Annotated in this window: 13 protein-coding genes; 10 read left to right on the top strand and 3 right to left on the bottom strand. The window is 60.6% G+C overall.

From position 1 onward, the window contains the following. Window positions 1-5 precede the first annotated feature (5 nt). The 3 genes from DXT77_RS24330 to aceE form a co-directional block, all read right to left on the bottom strand. Window positions 6-1403 carry an alkaline phosphatase D family protein gene (locus tag DXT77_RS24330; RefSeq protein WP_119429562.1) on the bottom strand — a complete coding sequence of 466 codons (1398 nt, stop codon included), beginning with the start codon at window positions 1401-1403 and terminating at the stop codon, window positions 6-8. A gap of 276 nt (window positions 1404-1679) precedes the next feature. Then, window positions 1680-3644, bottom strand: coding sequence for a dihydrolipoyllysine-residue acetyltransferase (aceF, locus tag DXT77_RS24325; protein WP_119429494.1), 1965 nt, complete (start codon window positions 3642-3644; stop codon window positions 1680-1682). 11 nt (window positions 3645-3655) lie between these two features. Then, window positions 3656-6301, bottom strand: a complete 2646-nt coding sequence (gene aceE / locus DXT77_RS24320; protein WP_119429493.1) for a pyruvate dehydrogenase (acetyl-transferring), homodimeric type — start codon at window positions 6299-6301, stop codon at window positions 3656-3658. 384 nt (window positions 6302-6685) lie between these two features. Between aceE and glnE the strand changes: the two genes are divergently transcribed. The 10 genes from glnE (at window position 6686) to DXT77_RS24270 (ending at window position 17931) form a co-directional block, all read left to right on the top strand. Next, window positions 6686-9628: a bifunctional [glutamate--ammonia ligase]-adenylyl-L-tyrosine phosphorylase/[glutamate--ammonia-ligase] adenylyltransferase gene (gene glnE, locus DXT77_RS24315; RefSeq protein WP_119429492.1), complete on the top strand. Its 2943-nt coding sequence runs from the start codon at window positions 6686-6688 to the stop codon at window positions 9626-9628. Between the two features lie 51 nt (window positions 9629-9679). Next, window positions 9680-10714 (top strand): lipopolysaccharide heptosyltransferase II, encoded by a 1035-nt coding sequence (gene waaF, locus DXT77_RS24310; RefSeq protein ID WP_039766536.1) that lies wholly within the window; start codon window positions 9680-9682, stop codon window positions 10712-10714. Between the two features lies 1 nt (window position 10715). Continuing rightward, complete coding sequence (gene waaC, locus DXT77_RS24305) at window positions 10716-11777, top strand: lipopolysaccharide heptosyltransferase I (RefSeq protein WP_085732619.1); 1062 nt, start codon at window positions 10716-10718, stop codon at window positions 11775-11777. Next, a complete protein-coding gene (locus DXT77_RS24300) occupies window positions 11777-12898 on the top strand; it encodes a glycosyltransferase family 4 protein (RefSeq protein ID WP_119429491.1) in 1122 nt (373 codons plus the stop codon). Before waaC ends, DXT77_RS24300 begins: the two co-directional genes overlap by 1 nt. Beyond that, window positions 12899-13705: a lipopolysaccharide core heptose(I) kinase RfaP gene (gene rfaP / locus DXT77_RS24295; protein ID WP_119429490.1), complete on the top strand. Its 807-nt coding sequence runs from the start codon at window positions 12899-12901 to the stop codon at window positions 13703-13705. It begins immediately after the preceding gene. Next, entirely contained in the window at window positions 13705-14439 is a 735-nt protein-coding gene (locus DXT77_RS24290; protein WP_119429489.1) for a lipopolysaccharide kinase InaA family protein, read from the top strand. Before rfaP ends, DXT77_RS24290 begins: the two co-directional genes overlap by 1 nt. Beyond that, window positions 14436-15188, top strand: a complete 753-nt coding sequence (locus tag DXT77_RS24285; protein WP_114881175.1) for a lipopolysaccharide kinase InaA family protein — start codon at window positions 14436-14438, stop codon at window positions 15186-15188. Before DXT77_RS24290 ends, DXT77_RS24285 begins: the two co-directional genes overlap by 4 nt. After that, a complete protein-coding gene (locus DXT77_RS24280) occupies window positions 15188-16639 on the top strand; it encodes a lipopolysaccharide kinase InaA family protein (RefSeq protein ID WP_119429488.1) in 1452 nt (483 codons plus the stop codon). Before DXT77_RS24285 ends, DXT77_RS24280 begins: the two co-directional genes overlap by 1 nt. 159 nt (window positions 16640-16798) lie before the next feature. Next, window positions 16799-17134, top strand: a complete 336-nt coding sequence (locus DXT77_RS24275; RefSeq protein ID WP_119429487.1) for a YceK/YidQ family lipoprotein — start codon at window positions 16799-16801, stop codon at window positions 17132-17134. 5 nt (window positions 17135-17139) lie between these two features. Then, complete coding sequence (locus tag DXT77_RS24270) at window positions 17140-17931, top strand: DUF3800 domain-containing protein (protein ID WP_256663030.1); 792 nt, start codon at window positions 17140-17142, stop codon at window positions 17929-17931. Window positions 17932-17996 lie beyond the last annotated feature (65 nt).

The raw sequence follows: 17996 nt of genomic DNA, 5'->3' as shown, positions 1-17996 counted from the left end.
CGGGTTTAGCGAAGTGGAATGTTGATCGTTTGCAGGCGCTTGCCATCGCGGTCGTGGTAGTTGACCAGGATGTGCCCGGCGTCGACCACCATGTGGGCAAAATTGTCCTGACTGACGACTTCGCTGGTCAGCGTGTGCCGGTAAAATCCTGCGTCGGTACGGGCCAGCGGCTGATCGAGAATGAACGTCGAGGCCGTGGCATAGGGCAGCAGTTTGCTGTTGCTCAACGGCGAGGACACGATGGTGTGCACTTCGAAATCAGGATCGTCGCTGTGGGTCAGGCGGGAGGTCAGCGAACCGTGAACATCGCCGGAAATAAACACCACGTTTCTTATCCGATGCCGGCGGATGGTTTCCAGCAGGCGCAGGCGCTGTTCGGGGAAACCCATCCAGGCATCCTCGCCGTTCATTCTGCGATCCGGGTAGAACATGACGCTGGTAACCACGAATTTGACCCGCGCGGGGCTTTCGATCAACCACTTGCACAAGGCCTGTTCCTGTTCTTCATCCAGGATGCGGCGGTTCTCTCTGGACAAGTTGCGACGGGTTCGGCTGTCGGTCACAAACCATTCGATATCGCCATCGCTGAATTGATACCAATAGTGCTTCAACGAAGAATGTTCTACTTGGCCGTTAGTTGTGAGTGAGCAGGCCGGACTGTGACTGACCTGATAGATTTCATAAGCCGCCATTGCATTGTGAAACAGTGCTTCATCGGATGGGTCGGCATTTGCTGGCCAGTTATCTTCTATTTCATGGTCATCGAGAATCATGTAAGTGGAAGTGCCAGACATCAATCGTTGAATGTTTGGTTGAGAGAAAGCAGCGCGATATTTGGCAATGATCTCGTTATATTCGCGGTCCGGTGCAATCAGGTTCAAATCATCGGCGTAGATCTGGTCACCGCTCATCATGATCGCGCTGACCGGGGGTTGTGCGCCCTCGATCAATTGGCTGATCGAGGCGAAGATCCGGTCGCCCAACTGCGGGAGCACAGGCAGGCCGGCGGTCAGGCGCAAGTAACGGCAGGAACCGAGGATGTAGGCCCGTGGTTGCAGCGGCTGCCCGCTGCGAGTGCGAAAGCGCCAGGTTTCCCGTGGCCATTGCAGCGGGAGTTCCGCCACGCTTTCAACCGTGTGGGCCGGGCTCATGGGGGTGAACCAGCCGGTCTGGTATTCGTAGTCGGTGTCGGGGTTCAAGTTGTCGAGAACCAGGACGCCAGATTGATCACGGCTGGCATCAAGTTTGATAAACAGTCCCTTCGACCATTGTTTTGAATCAGTGGTTCGGTAACGAATGCCTGCGAATGCAGTAGCGCCATTTTGAAAGTCGCCGCCAATGAATATTCTTGTCTGGTGAGTTGTGGTGTGGCCAATAATCGGGCCGACAACAGGCTTTAGCATGTTCGAATCCATTCGAATGAAAGTTAATGAGTAAAGTTTTCCAGGGTCTATTGGCTAACTTTTGTGCGCCAAGATTAGTTGTCTGCTGCTGAAAAATATCGACAGGAAGTGGACTCGGCTCGTGGCTTATGTCAGCGCAAGTTGTGGGAAAAGTGCGGGCGACAGTTATTTCACGCAAAAAAAAGCCCCGCCAAACTGACGGGGTTGAGGTACGAGCGTGTGGCGCTCGAAAACGTGGAACGCGGTCGGCCCTCCGTTGCCGGAGGGCCGAGCGCTTTACAGCAGGATGGTGCGGATGTCCGCCAGCAGATCGCTCAGACGCTTGGTGAAGCGTGCAGCAGCGGCGCCGTTGATCACGCGGTGATCGTAGGACAGCGACAGTGGCAGCATCAGTTTCGGCTGGAAGGCTTTGCCGTCCCAGACTGGCTGGATGGTTGCCTTGGAAACGCCGAGGATCGCCACTTCCGGCGCGTTGACGATCGGCGTGAAGCCGGTGCCGCCAATGTGGCCGAGGCTGGAAATGGTGAAGCAGGCGCCTTGCATCTCGTCCGACGAGAGCTTCTTGGTCCGGGCTTTTTCAGCCAGGGAAGCGGCCTCGGCGGCCAGTTGCAGCAGGCTCTTCTGGTCGACGTTCTTGATGACCGGTACCAGCAGGCCATCCGGGGTGTCGACGGCGAAGCCGATGTTCACGTATTTCTTGCGGATGATCGCCTTGCCGCTTGGCGCCAGCGAACTGTTGAAGTCCGGCAGTTCCTTGAGCAGGTGTGCGCAGGACTTGAGCAGCAGCGGCAGAATGGTCAGCTTGACGCCGGCCTTCTCTGCGACAGCCTTCTGTGCGTTGCGGAACGCTTCCAGCTCGGTGATATCCGCCGAGTCGAATTGCGTCACGTGCGGAACGTTCAGCCAGCTGCGGTGCAGGTTGGCGGCGCCGACCTGCATCAGGCGGGTCATCGGCACTTCTTCGATTTCGCCGAAGCGGCTGAAGTCGACGACCGGAATCGGCGGGATGCCCGCGCCACCGGTTGCGCCAGCAGCAGCGGCCGGTGCTTCCTTGGCCTTCTGCATCATGGCTTTGACGTAAGTCTGCACGTCTTCTTTCAGGATACGACCGTGCGGACCGCTGGCGCCGACAGCGCTCAGCTCGACGCCGAACTCGCGAGCCAGTTGACGCACGGCAGGGCCGGCGTGAACTTTGGCGCCCGGCTTGGCTGGAGCAGCGACCGGAGCGGCAGCAGCAGGTGCAGCGGCAGCCGGAGCAGCAGCGGCTGGCGCCGGAGCGCTCGGAGCCGCAGCGGCAGCTGGAGCCGGGGCAGCAGCCGGAGCGGCGCCTTTGACTTTCAGCTTGAGGATCAGGTCGCCGGTGCCGACTTCGTCGTCCAGCTTGATGGAAATGCTTTCCACCACGCCAGCGGCAGGCGACGGGATTTCCATGCTCGCCTTGTCGGATTCCAGGGTGATCAGCGACTGGTCGGCTTCAACGCTGTCGCCAGCCTTGACCAGTACTTCGATGATCTTGGCCTTGCCGGCCGAACCGATGTCCGGAACGTGGATGTCCTGAACGCTGTCGGAAACCGGTGCAGCAGGCGCGGCGACCGGAGCCGGCGCAGCGGCAGCGGCTGGAGCAGCCGCCTGGGCCGGAGCGGCAGCCGCAGGGGCCGCAGCCCCCGCCACTTCCAGATCCAGGATCAGGTCGCCAGTACCGACTTCGTCGTTCAACTTGACGCTGATGGCCTTGACCACGCCAGCGGCAGGCGACGGGATTTCCATGCTCGCCTTGTCGGATTCCAGGGTGATCAGCGACTGATCAGCCTCGACCTTGTCGCCGACCTTGACCTGGATCTCGATGATCTGGGCCTTGCCCGACGAACCGATGTCCGGCACGTGCACTTGCTGAACCGAAGCGGCAGCAGGGGCAGCGGCTGGCGCGGCAGCAGCAGGAGCCGCAGCCGGTGCAGCTTCAGCCTTGGCGGCAGGCGCAGCAGCCGGAGCAGGGGCCGCTTGCGCGGCGCCCTCGACTTCCAGTTCCAGCAGTTCGTCGCCTTCTTTCAGACGGTCGCCCAGCTTCACTTTCAGGCTCTTGATGACGCCGGCCTTCGGGGCCGGCACTTCCATGCTGGCCTTGTCCGATTCCAGAGTCAGGATGCTCTGGTCGGCTTCGATACGGTCGCCGACCTTCACAAACAGTTCGATTACTTCACCTTCACCGCTGCCGATGTCAGGTACGCGAATGAGTTCGCTCACAGAGTTTCTCCTCAGCAGTCCAGTGGGTTGCGTTTTTCCGGGTCGATGCCGAACCTGGTAATGGCCTCGGCCACGACTTTAGGTTCGATATCGCCACGGTCAGCCAGTGCTTCCAGGGCTGCCAACACCACGAAATGACGGTCGACTTCGAAGAAATGACGCAGTTTCTTGCGGCTGTCGCTGCGGCCGAAACCGTCGGTGCCCAGGACTTTGAATTCCTTGGACGGTACCCACTGACGGATCTGCTCGGCGAACAGTTTCATGTAGTCGGTAGAGGCGATGACCGGACCTTTACGGCCGCTCAGGCACTCTTCGACGTAGCTGCGCTTAGGCTTCTGGCCTGGTTTCAGACGGTTGCTGCGCTCTACGGCCAGGCCGTCGCGACGCAGTTCGTTGAAGCTGGTGACGCTCCACACATCGGCGCCGATGTTGAACTCTTCACGCAGGATCTTCGCCGCTTCACGGACTTCACGCAGGATGGTGCCGGAGCCCATCAGCTGTACGTGGTGCGCCGCGTCGCGGGTGTCTTCTTCGAGCAGGTACATGCCTTTCTTGATGCCTTCTTCGGCACCGGCCGGCATGGCTGGCTGCTGGTACGACTCGTTCATCACGGTGATGTAATAGAAGATGTCCTGTTGCTCTTCGGTCATCTTCTTCATGCCGTCCTGAATGATCACCGCCAGCTCGTAGCCGTAGGTCGGATCGTAGGTGCGGCAGTTCGGGATGGTGGCAGCCAGCAGGTGGCTGTGACCGTCTTCGTGCTGCAGGCCTTCACCGTTCAGGGTGGTACGGCCGGCGGTACCGCCGATCAGGAAGCCACGGGTGCGGCTGTCGCCGGCAGCCCAGGCCAGGTCGCCGATACGCTGGAAGCCGAACATCGAGTAGAAGATGTAGAACGGCAGCATTGGCTGGTTGTGGCTGGAGTACGAAGTACCGGCCGCGATGAAGGAGCTCATGGCGCCCGCTTCGTTGATGCCTTCTTCAAGGATCTGACCTTTCTGGTCTTCCTTGTAGAACATCACCTGGTCTTTATCGACTGGCTCGTAGAGCTGGCCGACGGACGAGTAGATGCCCAGCTGACGGAACATGCCTTCCATACCGAAGGTACGGGCTTCGTCCGGGATGATCGGAACGATGCGCGGGCCGATTTCCTTGTCCTTGACCAGTTGCGCGAGGATCCGCACGAAGGCCATGGTGGTGGAAATTTCACGGTCGCCGGAACCGTCGAGGATCGCCTTGAGGGTGTCCAGGTCCGGAGTCGGTACGCTGAAGCTCTGTGCGCGACGCTGAGGGACGAAACCGCCCAGTGCGGCGCGGCGCTCGGCCAGGTAACGGGCTTCGGCGCTGTTTGGCTCAGGCTTGAAGAACGGCAGGTTTTCCAGCTCTTCGTCTTTCACCGGGATGTCGAAGCGGTCGCGGAACAGCTTCAGGCTGTCGACGTCGACTTTCTTGGTGTTGTGCGCGGTGTTCTTCGCTTCGCCCGCACCGGTACCGTAACCCTTGATGGTCTTGGCCAGGATGACGGTCGGCTGTTCTTTGTGGTTGACCGCTTCGTGGTACGCCGCGTAGACCTTGTAAGGGTCGTGGCCGCCACGGTTGAGCTTCCAGATCTCGTCGTCGGACAGGTCGGCAACCATCGCCTTGAGTTCAGGCGTGTTGAAGAAGTGTTCACGCACGAACGCGCCGTCTTTGGCTTTGTAGTTCTGGTACTCGCCGTCGATGACTTCGTCCATGCGACGTTGCAGGATGCCGTCGACGTCTTTGGCCAGCAACGGGTCCCAGAAACGGCCCCAGATGACTTTGGTCACGTTCCACTGAGCACCGCGGAACACGCCTTCGAGTTCCTGGATGATCTTGCCGTTGCCGCGAACCGGGCCGTCGAGGCGCTGCAGGTTGCAGTTGATGACGAAGATCAGGTTGTCCAGCTTCTCGCGGCCGGCCAGGGAGATCGCGCCCAGGGATTCCGGCTCGTCGCACTCGCCGTCGCCCAGGAAGCACCAGACTTTCTGTTTGCCCGGCTGGATGAAGCCGCGATGCTCCAGGTACTTCATGAAGCGCGCCTGGTAGATCGCCTGGATCGGACCCAGACCCATCGATACGGTCGGGAACTGCCAGAAGTCAGGCATCAGCCAAGGGTGCGGGTAGGACGACAGGCCCTGACCGTCGACTTCCTGGCGGAAGTTGTTCATCTGGTCTTCGGAAATGCGGCCTTCCATGAACGCACGGGCGTAGACGCCTGGCGAGGTGTGACCCTGGAAGTAGATCAGGTCGCCGCCGTGTTCGTCGGTCGGGGCCTGGAAGAAGTAGTTGAAACCGATGTCGTACAGGGTCGCGCTGGAGGCGAAGCTGGAGATGTGACCGCCCAGGTCAGAATCTTTCAGGTTCGTACGCATTACCATGGCCATCGCGTTCCAGCGTACCAGCGAGCGAATGCGGCGTTCCATGAACAGGTCGCCAGGCATGCGTGCTTCGTGGGTAACCGGAATGGTGTTGCGGTAAGGCGTGGTGATGGCGTAAGGCAGTTGCGAGCCGCTGCGGGTCGCGAGTTCGCCCATACGGGTCATCAGATAGTGAGCACGGTCTTCGCCTTCTTTGTCGAGAACCGATTCCAGGGCGTCCAGCCATTCCTGGGTTTCGACGGGATCGAGGTCTTGCATGGCTTGCTCCAGGGCGGAAAGGCTTCCAGAATCGGTTGCCTGAGTTTGCGACTGGCCTTGTGGGCAGACGATTTAAAATTCTTGGATTGCCGACAGGTTGTTCCGGCGGCGTGTAGTTTTACTACAAATCATCCGGCATTTCAGCCTTTCGAATGTATAGACGAGTAGTAAAACTACAGATGAAAGGCTTGTGGCCTCCGACTGCGTTGTGAGAATAATCGTTAAGGTTGGTCTTTAGCCATCCGGAAAAGGTGAAAGTTTGATGTTGGCTGCCAAAGAAAAAGAAATTTCAGCTATTTCTCACTTTTGTTCGACAGTCCTTCGCGTAGCGGTTTTTCAATCATCACTACAAGCGGCCATTTACACGCCGATCAAGGATAGACCATGACCCTGCCCGCGCTTGCCGAACTGCCCGCCATTCTCCTGCCGTTGGTCAGCCGATCGGAGCAGTCGTTCCGTACGGCCGTCGCCGGATTGACCGAAGGCGATCACGGCTTCTCCAGCTGGACTCCGGAGCGCTGGGCGCAGTTCGCCCGCGTCACTGGCGCCAGCGATTTCGTGATTGAACAGAGTGTTCGTGACCCTTTGATGTTGCTGTCGCTGGTGCAGTCCGGCGAACTCGACCGGCCGTTCGCCCCCGGCGAGTTGTGCGGGCAGATCGCCGCTGCGGTGAACGCTGCACAAACAGAAGACGAGCTGGGTCGTGTCCTGCGTCGTCAACGCGCCCGGCATCAGGTGCGGATCATATGGCGCGACCTGACCCGTCAGGCCGACCTGGTGCAGACCTGCCGCGACCTGTCCGACATGGCCGACGCCAGCATCGACCAGGCCTATCAATGGCTGTACAGCCGCCATTGCCAGCAATTCGGCACGCCCACCGGCCGGCGCAGCGGCGAACCGCAGCAAATGGTCATCCTCGGTATGGGCAAGCTCGGCGCGGTGGAGCTGAACCTGTCTTCGGACATCGACCTGATCTTCGCCTATCCCGAGGGCGGCGAAACCGTCGGCGTGAAGCGCGCGCTGGATAACCAGGAATTTTTCATCCGTCTCGGCCAACGCCTGATCAAGGCCCTCGACCCGATGACCGTCGACGGCTTTGTGTTTCGCGTCGATATGCGCCTGCGCCCGTACGGCTCGTCCGGCGCGCTGGTGCTGAGCTTCAATGCGCTGGAGCAGTATTACCAGGATCAGGGCCGCGATTGGGAACGCTACGCGATGATCAAGGCGCGAGTCGTCGCGGGCGATCAGGTGGCGGGCGCGCAGTTGCTCGACATGCTGCGACCGTTCGTTTACCGGCGCTACCTGGACTTCTCGGCGATCGAAGCACTGCGCACCATGAAGCAGTTGATCCAGCAGGAAGTCCGGCGCAAAGGCATGGCCGATAACATCAAGCTGGGCTCCGGCGGCATCCGTGAAGTCGAGTTCATCGCCCAGGCCTTTCAGTTGATCCACGGTGGTCGCGATCTGAGCCTGCAACAGCGCCCTCTATTAAAGGTGCTGGGCACGCTGGAAGGGCAGGGTTACCTGCCGCCGGCGGTGATCAGCGAGTTGCGTGAAGGTTACGAATTCCTGCGCTACACCGAGCACGCGATCCAGGCGATTGCCGACCGTCAGACCCAGATGCTCCCGGACACTGCGCAGGATCAGGCGCGCATCGCCTTCATGCTCGGTTTCGCCGACTGGGACGCCTTCCATGAAAAGCTGATGTTCTGGCGTGGCCGTGTGGCGTGGCACTTCGCACAAGTGATCGCTGACCCCGATGAAGAAGAGGGTGCCGATTGCGAAGTGGTAGTCGGCGGCGAATGGCTGCCGCTGTGGGAAGAGGCGCAGGACGAAGAAGCCGCCTGCCGCCAACTGGAAGAGGGCGGTTTCGCCGACGCCACCAAAGCCTTGAAGGCGCTGGCCGGTCTGCGCAGCAGTCCGCAACTGCGGGCGATGCAGCGTCTGGGGCGCGAACGCCTCGACGCCTTTATTCCACGCCTGCTCGCTCAGGCGGTGGAGCATGACAACCCGGACTTGGTGCTGGAACGAGTTCTGCCGCTGGTCGAAGCGGTGGCCCGGCGCTCGGCTTATTTAGTGTTGCTGACGGAAAACCCCGGCGCGCTGCGTCGCTTGTTGACCCTGTGCGCCGCCAGCCCGTGGATCGCCGAGCAGATCACCCGTTTCCCGTTGCTGCTCGATGAGTTGCTCAATGAAGGTCGCCTGTTCAAGCCGCCCTTGGCGCCGGAACTGGCTGCCGAATTGCGCGAGCGCCTGACCCGGATCCCGGAGGACGACCTCGAACAACAGATGGAAGCCCTGCGCCATTTCAAACTGGCGCACCGCTTGCGCGTCGCCGCCTCGGAAATCGCCGGCAGCCTGCCGTTGATGAAAGTCAGCGACTACCTGACCTGGCTTGCCGAAGCGATTCTCGAGCAAGTGCTGGCCCTGGCCTGGCGCCAGACCGTGGCCAAGTACGGCACGCCGCTGCGCACCGACGGCACATTGTGCGATCCCGGCTTCATCATTGTCGGTTATGGGAAAGTCGGCGGGATCGAGTTGGGGCATGGTTCGGACCTGGACCTGGTGTTTATCCACGACGGTGATCCGCAGGCGGAAACCGACGGGGCGAAACCGATTGATGGTGCGCAGTTCTTTACCCGGCTCGGTCAGCGGATCATTCACCTGCTGACGGCGCAGACCAACTCCGGCCAGCTGTATGAAGTGGACATGCGTCTGCGACCGTCCGGTGCATCGGGGCTGTTGGTCAGTTCGCTGGGGGCATTTGCCCGCTATCAAGAAAATGAAGCCTGGACATGGGAGCATCAGGCTCTGGTGCGGGCGCGGGTGCTGGTGGGCAGTCAGGATGTCGGCCAGGCATTCGAGAAAGTACGGGCCCAGGTATTGGGCAAGGCGCGGGATCTGGCGAAGCTGCAACAGGAAGTGAGCGAGATGCGCGCCAAGATGCGCGATAACCTCGGCAGCAAGAGCACGGCCGCCGGTACCGGGGCGAATGCCTTCGACGCCGCGGCGCCGTTCGACCTCAAGCAGGACGCCGGAGGTATCGTCGATATTGAATTTATGGTGCAATACGCGGCCCTGGCGTGGTCGCAAAGCCACCCGCCGCTGCTGCGCTGGACGGACAATATCCGCATTCTGGAAGAGCTGGAACACGAAGGGCTGATGCCCGTCGAAGACGCCAGCCTGTTGCGCGAGGCCTACAAGGCCTATCGTTCCGCCGCCCACCGGCAGGCCTTGCAGAAGGACGCCGGCGTGATACCGGGCGACCAGTTCGCGGACGAACGGCGGCAGGTGATGCGGATCTGGCGAGAGCTGGGGCTAAGCTGATTCTCGAGACGGGGAGGCGTAAGGCCTCCCCGGTTCGTTTATGGAAACCACATGAATATTCTGATCGTTGGGCCCAGTTGGGTCGGTGACATGGTGATGGCGCAGACACTGTTTCAGTGTCTCAAGCAACGCCACCCGCAGTGCGAAATCGACGTGCTGGCCCCCGAGTGGAGCCGGCCGATCCTCGAGCGCATGCCCGAAGTGCGCAAGGCCTTGAGCTTCCCGCTCGGCCACGGCGCGCTGGAGCTGGCGACCCGCCGGCGGATCGGCAAATCCCTGGCCGGCCAGTACGACCAGGCGATCCTGCTGCCGAATTCGCTGAAGTCGGCGCTGGTGCCGTTCTTCGCCGGCATCCCGAAACGCACCGGCTGGCGTGGCGAGTTCCGCTACGGCCTGCTCAATGATGTGCGCACGCTGGATAAAGAACGTTATCCGCTGATGATCGAGCGTTTCATGGCGCTGGCCTATGAACCGAACGCCGAACTGCCGAAACCCTATCCGCGCCCGAGCCTGCAGATCGACCCGGTCACCCGCGAGGCGGCGCTGGCCAAGTTCGGTTTGACCCTGGATCGCCCGGTGCTGGTGCTGTGCCCCGGCGCCGAGTTCGGTGAAGCCAAGCGCTGGCCGTCCGAGCATTACGCCAAGGTCGCCGAGGCACGCATTCGCGAAGGCTGGCAAGTCTGGCTGTTCGGCTCGAAGAACGATCACGCGGTCGGTGAAGACATCCGCGCGCGGCTCATTCCGGGCCTGCGTGAAGAATCCGTGAACCTCAGCGGCGGCACTTCGCTGGCCGAGGCCATCGACCTGATGTCCTGCGCAGATTCTGTGGTCTCCAACGATTCCGGTCTGATGCATGTCGCAGCGGCGCTGAACCGTCCGTTGGTGGCGGTCTACGGTTCGACTTCGCCGGGTTTCACCCCGCCGTTGGCCGAACATGTGGAAATCGTCCGCCTGGGCCTCGATTGCAGCCCGTGCTTCGACCGTACCTGCCGTTTCGGCCATTACAACTGCCTGCGCCAGCTGATGCCGGACGCGGTCAACGATGCCTTGCAGCGTTTGCAGGGCTCCGTGGTCGAGGTTCATTAAGTTGCGGGTATTGCTGATCAAGACTTCATCGCTGGGCGACGTGATTCATGCGCTTCCGGCGTTGACCGACGCTGCCCGGGCGATTCCCGGGATCAAGTTCGACTGGGTGGTGGAAGAAGGCTTTGCCGAAATCCCGACCTGGCACCCGGCCGTGGGCAAGGTGATTCCGGTGGCGATCCGCCGCTGGCGCAAGAACCTCTGGAAAACCATCACCAGCGGCGAGTGGAAACGCTTCAAACAATCCGTTCGGGCGAACAAATATGACCTGGTGATCGACGCTCAAGGCCTGCTGAAAAGCGCCTGGCTGACTCGCTACGTCAAAGCGCCGGTGGCTGGCTTGGACAAGGGCTCGGCCCGCGAGCCGATCGCCGCGCGTTTTTATGACCGCAAACTGGCGGTGGCCCGTGGTCAGCACGCTGTCGAGCGTGTGCGTCAGTTGTTCGCCATTGCCTTGGGCTACGACTTGCCAAAAGGCCTGGGCGATTACGGCCTCAACGTCGAACGTCTGGTCGAATTGCCGCGCAAGAATGCCTACGTGGTGTTCCTGCATGGCACCACCTGGGACACCAAGCACTGGCCGGAAAGCTATTGGCGCGAGCTGACCGAGCGGGTCGGCTACCTCGGCGTCGGGATCAGGCTGCCGTGGGGTAACCCGCTGGAGAAGGCCCGGGCCGAGCGCATCGCCGCCGGTTTCAAGCACGCCGAAGTCTTGCCGAAACTGAACCTGGCCGGGGTCGGCAAGGTGCTGGCCGGCGCCCAGGCTTGCGTTGCGGTGGACACCGGGCTCGGCCATCTCGCTGCGGCACTGGATGTGCCGACGATTTCCCTGTTCGGCCCGACCAATCCGGGCCTGACCGGCGCCTACGGCAAGCTGCAGATTCACCTCGGCAGCGATTTCCCGTGCGCGCCGTGCCTGCAAAAGAAATGTACGTATCAACCGACCGCGCAGGATGCCCGTCAGTTTGACCTGAAACGCGAGTGGCCTTTGTGCTTCACGCGTCTGAATCCCGAGCGTGTCGCCAGCCGACTGAGCACGTTGTTGATGGCTGAGGAGCTGCGTTGATGCAATTGGCATTTGTCCTTTACAAATATTTCCCGTTTGGTGGCTTGCAGCGCGATTTCATGCGCATCGCACTCGAATGCCAGAAGCGTGGCCACCAGATCCGCGTCTACACCCTGATCTGGGAAGGCGACGTGCCGCCCGGTTTCGAAGTGTTGGTGGCGCCGGTCAAGGCGTTCTTCAATCACCGTCGCAACGAAAAGCTCAGTGCGTGGATGGAGGCTGACCTGGCCAAGCGCCCGGTGGACCGCCTGATCGGCTTCAACAAGATGCCGGGACTGGACGTCTACTACGCCGCCGACGGCTGCTTCGAAGACAAGGCGCAGAACCTGCGCCATTCGCTGTATCGCCGCTGGGGTCGCTACCGCCACTTCGCCGAATACGAGCGCGCGGTGTTCGCCAAAGACGCGAAAACCGAAGTGCTGATGATTTCCGAAGTGCAGCAGCCACTGTTCATCAAGCATTACGACACGCCGCTGGAACGCTTCCACTTGCTGCCGCCGGGCATCGCCCTGGATCGTCGGCGTCCGGCGGATGCCGATGAGATTCGCGCCGGTTTCCGCGCCGAATTCAATCTGAAAGACGACGAGCTGCTGCTGGTGCAGATCGGCTCCGGGTTCAAGACCAAGGGCGTCGATCGCAGCCTGAAAGCGCTGGCCGCATTGCCCGCCGAACTGAAGAAACGTACCCGGCTGTTTGTAATCGGCCAGGATGACCCCAAATTGTTCCAGATGCAGAGTGCAACTTTGGGTCTGGGCGACAACGTGACGTTCCTCAAGGGACGCAGCGATATTCCGCGCTTCCTGCTCGGTGCCGATCTGTTGATCCACCCGGCGTACAACGAAAACACCGGTACGGTACTGCTTGAAGCGTTGGTCGCCGGGTTGCCGGTGCTGGTCAGCGCGGTCTGCGGTTACGCCCATTACATTGCCGAGGCCGATGCCGGGCGTGTGCTGGACGAACCGTTCGATCAGGCGCAACTGACGCAATACCTGACCGACATGTTGAACGACGACGCTGCACGGGCGGCCTGGAACCGCAACGGTCTGGCTTTCGCCGAGACGGCCGACCTCTACAGCATGCCGCAGCACGCGGCCGATGTGATTCTGGCGGAGCACGCATAAATGAAGTTGATGCTGGCTGAACCGTTCAAGAGCCTCTGGGCCGGCCGCGATGCGTTCGCGGAAGTCGAGGGCTTGCAGGGCGAGGTGTACCGCGAGCTGGAAGCCCGCAGGACTTTGCGCACGGAAGTCGACGGCAACGGATTTTTCGTCAAGATCCACCGTGGCATCGGTTGGGGCGAGATTTTCAAGAACCTGCTGACCGCCAAGCTGCCGGTGCTCGGCGCAGGCCAGGAGTGGAAGGCTATCCAGCGCCTGCAGGAAGTCGGCGTTCCGACCATGACCGCCGTCGCGTACGGCGAGAAGGGCAGCAACCCGGCGGATCAGCATTCGTTCATCGTCACTGAAGAGCTGGCGCCGACCATCAGTCTTGAAGACTTCAGCATCGACTGGGTCAAGCAGCCACCGCAGCCGAAACTCAAGCGGGCGCTGATCGCCGAAGTCGCACGCATGACCGGCATGATGCACCGCGCCGGGGTCAACCACCGCGACTGCTACATCTGCCACTTCCTGCTGCACACCGACAAGCCGGTGACCCCGGAAGATTTCAAACTCTCGGTGATCGACCTGCACCGTGCCCAGACCCGCCCGGCGATCACCCGGCGCTGGCGCGACAAGGACCTGGCGGCGCTGTATTTTTCCGCGCTGGACATCGGCCTCACTCGCCGTGACAAGTTGCGCTTCCTCAAGGGCTACTTTCAGCAACCGCTGCGCCAGATCCTGGCTGAAGAGGCGTCGTTGCTGAGCTGGCTCGAAGGCAAGGCCAACAAGCTCTACGCGCGAAAACAGCGTTACGGGGATGCGCTCTGATGGCGGGTTGGAATCTTGAACCCGGGTACAGCGACCTCGCAGCGGATTTTGGCAGTCTTGAAGCGGTATTCGCGCTGGAAGGCGAGCGCCTGACCCGCGATCCGTTGTCCGAAGTCATCCGTGTGCAGCGCAACGGCGTCAACTATTACGTCAAACGCTACTCCGGCGCCGGCAAGGGTTTGCGCCGCTACCTCGGCAAGCCGCGGGTGAAGATGGAGTGGCAGAACCTCAAGCGTTTCGCCAAGTGGGGCATTCCCACTGCCGAAGTGGTGGCCTGGGGCCTGGAGCGCAACGGCATGGCCTACGACCGCGGGGCGATGATTACCCGTGAGCTGCCGCGCACCGAGGACCTCTCGGCACTGGCCGAACGCAACGATCCCAAGCTGCGCAATCACAGCTGGGTGGACGGCATCAGTCGGCAACTGGCGGTCTATACCCGGACGATGCACGATCATCGCTTTACCCATAACGATCTGAAATGGCGCAACTTGCTGATCGACGATCAGGCACAGCTGTTTCTCATCGACTGCCCGAACGGCGATTTCTGGCGCGGTTTCTGGCTCAAATACCGGATCACCAAGGACCTGGCCTGTCTCGACAAGGTTGCCAAATATCACCTGTCTAACACCCAGCGTCTGCGCTTCTACCTGCAATACCGCCAGCGTGACCGGCTCAATGCCGCCGACAAGAAACGGATTCGTCACGTGGTGAGATTTTTCGAGGGACGCGAATGACTGATTTTCTCGCCGCTGAAGACCGTGCGCTGCTGGAGCGCCACGGTCTCGGCACGTTCGACGCGCTGTGGGCCAAGCAGCTCGAAGCGGTGGATGAGCCGAACACCGACGGTGGCGGCTGGAGCAGTGTGTTTCGCCTTGAGCTCGAAGGTCATGGTTACTACCTCAAACGTCAGAGCAACTACCTGACCCGCACCTTGCACGCGCCGTTCGGCGAGCCGACGTTTGCCCGGGAATTTCGCAACATCAGTCGCTATAACCAGCTCGGCATTCCGGCGCTGCAGGCGGCGTTTTTCGGTCAGCGCAAGGTCAACGGCGAAGTGCGCGCGATCCTGCTGACCCGCGCCCTCGACGGTTGGGATGATCTGGATTCTCTGTTGCAGCGCTGGTCGGACCTTGATGCATCGCAACAGTCGGCGATTCTCAAGGCCTGCGGTCAACTGGCGCGGCTCCTGCACGGTGTACGTCAGGTCCACGGTTGCTTCTATCCGAAGCATATTTTCCTGCGGGCCGAAGGCGCCGGTTATCAGGCGCAACTGATCGATCTGGAAAAGACCCGCCCTCTGCTGTTCGGTCAGCGGGATCGGGTCAAGGACCTGGAGCCGCTGCTGCGCCGGGCGCCGGAGTGGACTGATGCCCAGTTGCGCGAGTTGCTGGCGGCCTATCTCGATCAGTCGGTCGACAGTTCGCTGGTCGATAGCTGGGTCACGCGGCTGACCGCGCGGCGCAGTCGCAAGGAGACCCGCTGATGCAGCTGTCCGACCTGAAAAATGCCGGGCGCACGCCGAGTCTGCCGCTGACCGTTTCGCTGGCCGATGCAGCCGGAACGGCGGATCTGCAATTGCTCAGTCTGTTGCGGGTGTTGCCGGGGCAGCGTTATGTCGGTGCCGGCGTGTGGCGCGGTCGCCCGGTGTTGGCCAAGTTGTTGGTCGGCGGCAAGGCGGCGCGGCATTTTCAGCGTGAACTGGAAGGCGTGAAACTGCTCGCCGCCCAAGGCATGACCACGCCGTTACTGCTGGCCGATGGCCTGAAGGACGGCGAGGGCGGCTGGCTGCTGTTCGAGTTTCTTGAAGGCGCCGAAAGCCTGGGTGACGCCTGGAGCAAGGTCGAATCCTTGCCGGTGTTGGCGGACGAACAATCGGCAGTGCTGGCCGAAGCGCTCGGTGCCATTGGCCAGTTGCACGGCAAAGGCCTGTGGCAGGAAGACCTGCACCTGGACAACCTGCTGCGCCACGGTGGTCAGTTGTACCTGATCGATGGCGCCGGTATCTGCGCGGAAAACGCCGGTCAGCCATTATCCCGACAGAAAGTGCTGGAAAATCTGGGCGTATTTTTCGCCCAGTTGCCCAAGTCGCTGGAACCGTTCATCGAAGAATTGCTGGTGTATTACCTGCTGAGCAACAGCGAGCACGCACTGCCGCTGGAAGCGCTGCAGAAGCAGATCGACAAGGTGCGCGCCTGGCGGCTGAAGGATTTTCTGATCAAGGTCGGTCGTGAATGCACGCTGTTCAGCGTGCGGCGCGGGGCCTTTGGCCTGCGTTCGATCCGTCGCGAAGAAGAACCCGCGATGTTGCCGGTGCTGGAGCAGGCCGATGCCTTGCTCGATCAGGGCCATTTATACAAGACCGGTGGCGCGGCCAGCGTCGGCAAGGTTGAAGTCGCCGGGCGTCCTCTGGTGATCAAGCGTTACAACATCAAGAATTTTGCCCACTGGCTCAAGCGCTTCTGGCGCCCGAGTCGTGCCTGGCATTCCTGGCGCGAAGGCAATCGCCTGGCGTTCCTCGGTATCGCCACACCCAGACCGTTGGCAGTGCTGGAAACCCGGTTTTTCTGGCTGCGCAGCAAGGCGTATCTGATCACCGAGTACCTGGCCGGGCCGGACATCATCGAGCGTTTTGCGCCGTATGTTGAAAGCGGCGCAGCGCCGGAAGCCGAGTTGCAGGCGCTGGATCAGCTGTTTGCACGGTTGATTGCCGAGCGCATCAGTCATGGCGACTTCAAGGGGCACAACCTGTTCTGGCATGAGGATCGCTGGGCGTTGATCGACCTGGATTCGATGTGTCAGCACGGCTCGGCGGGCAGCTTTGCTCCGGCCTATGCCCGGGATCGCGCGCGGTTCATGCGCAACTGGCCCGAGAGCAGTGCGTTGTATCAGGTGATTGATCAGCGTTTGCCCAAGGATTCATCGGGCGCTGCGTGATTTATTTCGCAAGCGCGTAAGACGTATCTGCAATGAAAATCGGGTAGGGCAAGTGGCGACAAATCCTTGTGACTTGTCCTACGGCCTTCCCGGAACCCATGAACTGCCCCCCATAAAACCCCGATGTTAGTTTGCCCCGACGTTCCCGGAGGGCAAATCTTGACCATCAAAACGGCTTTCACCATCGGCGCATTTTCTCTGGCCCTGTCCGGCTGCGGCACCGCCGTCACCGTGTTGCAGGGCGACGAGGACGCCACGCGCAGCCTGCGCAAACAGAAGACCTACTGCCAGTCCATTCCGCGTATCTACAGCGGGCTGGCCCATGATTTCTGCCTGCTACACGCGCCACCCGATCCCACCGGGATTCTGGTGCCGGTCGTCCTGCTCGACCTGACCCTGTCCGGCGTCTTCGACACGGCTTTCCTGCCTTTTACGATCTATCGCCAGGCGGTGGACGGGAATATCAGTGTTTATTGGCGGCCAGGCCGTGGGTAATTACTTTGCCCACAACCACTGAATACAGCGATGTCATCGTTTATGTCGATGAGAGCGGTGATCATGGGATGCAGACACTGGATCCCAACTATCCAGTCTTCGTGCTCGCGTTTTGTGCCTTTCATAAGCTGCATTACTGCGAGAAAGTCATTCCTGCTCTACAGAAATTCAAGTTTGCCCATATGGGACACGATCTGATCGGTCTGCATGAACTCGAAATTCGTAAAGAAAAAGGAGCTTTTTCTGGCCTTTTCATGTCGAGAGAGCACAAGAATGCCTTTCTTGAGGAGCTGACTTGCATCATTAAAGCCAGCAACTTCGTTCTGATCAGTTGCGTCGTAGACAAGGCTTCCCTTCGCGAAAAACAAGGCACGGGACACAATCCTTATCACCTCGCTCTCGGCTTTTGTCTGGAAACGCTCTATGAGTTTATGCAGGAGAAGAATCAGCAGGGGGCACTGACGCATGTGATTTTCGAGCGCCGAGGAAAGCGAGAGGATAACGAGCTTGAATTGGAGTTTCGCAGGATGTGTAGCGGGGCGAATCGATGGGGTATTCAACTGCCGTTTGATATCGTTTTTGCAACCAAGCAGGTGAACTCTACCGGCTTGCAGCTAGCCGATCTTGTTGCGAGACCCATTGGCATGAGCGTGTTGAGGGCGGGTCAGGAAAATCGTGCTTTTGACGTGCTCAAGCGCAAGTTCTATTGCAGCGGGGGGCGGAGCAAAGTTGGAGAGGGTTTCGAGAATTGGGGTTTGAAGATTTTCCCCTCCCCAGAAAGCGAAAAGCCCCGATGATCTCACCGAGGCATTAACGCCGACCGGGATCTCCCAGTCCATTTGCGCTGGAGTCTATGGCGATG

It is taken from the genome of Pseudomonas sp. 91RF (assembly GCF_003576265.1).
Lineage (GTDB): Bacteria > Pseudomonadota > Gammaproteobacteria > Pseudomonadales > Pseudomonadaceae > Aquipseudomonas > Aquipseudomonas kribbensis.
This window is presented reverse-complemented; position numbering and strand designations above follow the sequence as displayed.

Coding starts and splice junctions, on each gene's coding strand:
- DXT77_RS24290 (WP_119429489.1), top strand. CDS start 13,705: ATGGCGGGTTGGAATCTTGAACCCGGGTACAGCGACCTCGCAGCGGAT.
- DXT77_RS24330 (WP_119429562.1), bottom strand. CDS start 1,403: ATGCTAAAGCCTGTTGTCGGCCCGATTATTGGCCACACCACAACTCAC.
- waaF (WP_039766536.1), top strand. CDS start 9,680: ATGAATATTCTGATCGTTGGGCCCAGTTGGGTCGGTGACATGGTGATG.
- rfaP (WP_119429490.1), top strand. CDS start 12,899: ATGAAGTTGATGCTGGCTGAACCGTTCAAGAGCCTCTGGGCCGGCCGC.
- DXT77_RS24280 (WP_119429488.1), top strand. CDS start 15,188: ATGCAGCTGTCCGACCTGAAAAATGCCGGGCGCACGCCGAGTCTGCCG.
- DXT77_RS24300 (WP_119429491.1), top strand. CDS start 11,777: ATGCAATTGGCATTTGTCCTTTACAAATATTTCCCGTTTGGTGGCTTG.
- glnE (WP_119429492.1), top strand. CDS start 6,686: ATGACCCTGCCCGCGCTTGCCGAACTGCCCGCCATTCTCCTGCCGTTG.
- aceE (WP_119429493.1), bottom strand. CDS start 6,301: ATGCAAGACCTCGATCCCGTCGAAACCCAGGAATGGCTGGACGCCCTG.
- DXT77_RS24285 (WP_114881175.1), top strand. CDS start 14,436: ATGACTGATTTTCTCGCCGCTGAAGACCGTGCGCTGCTGGAGCGCCAC.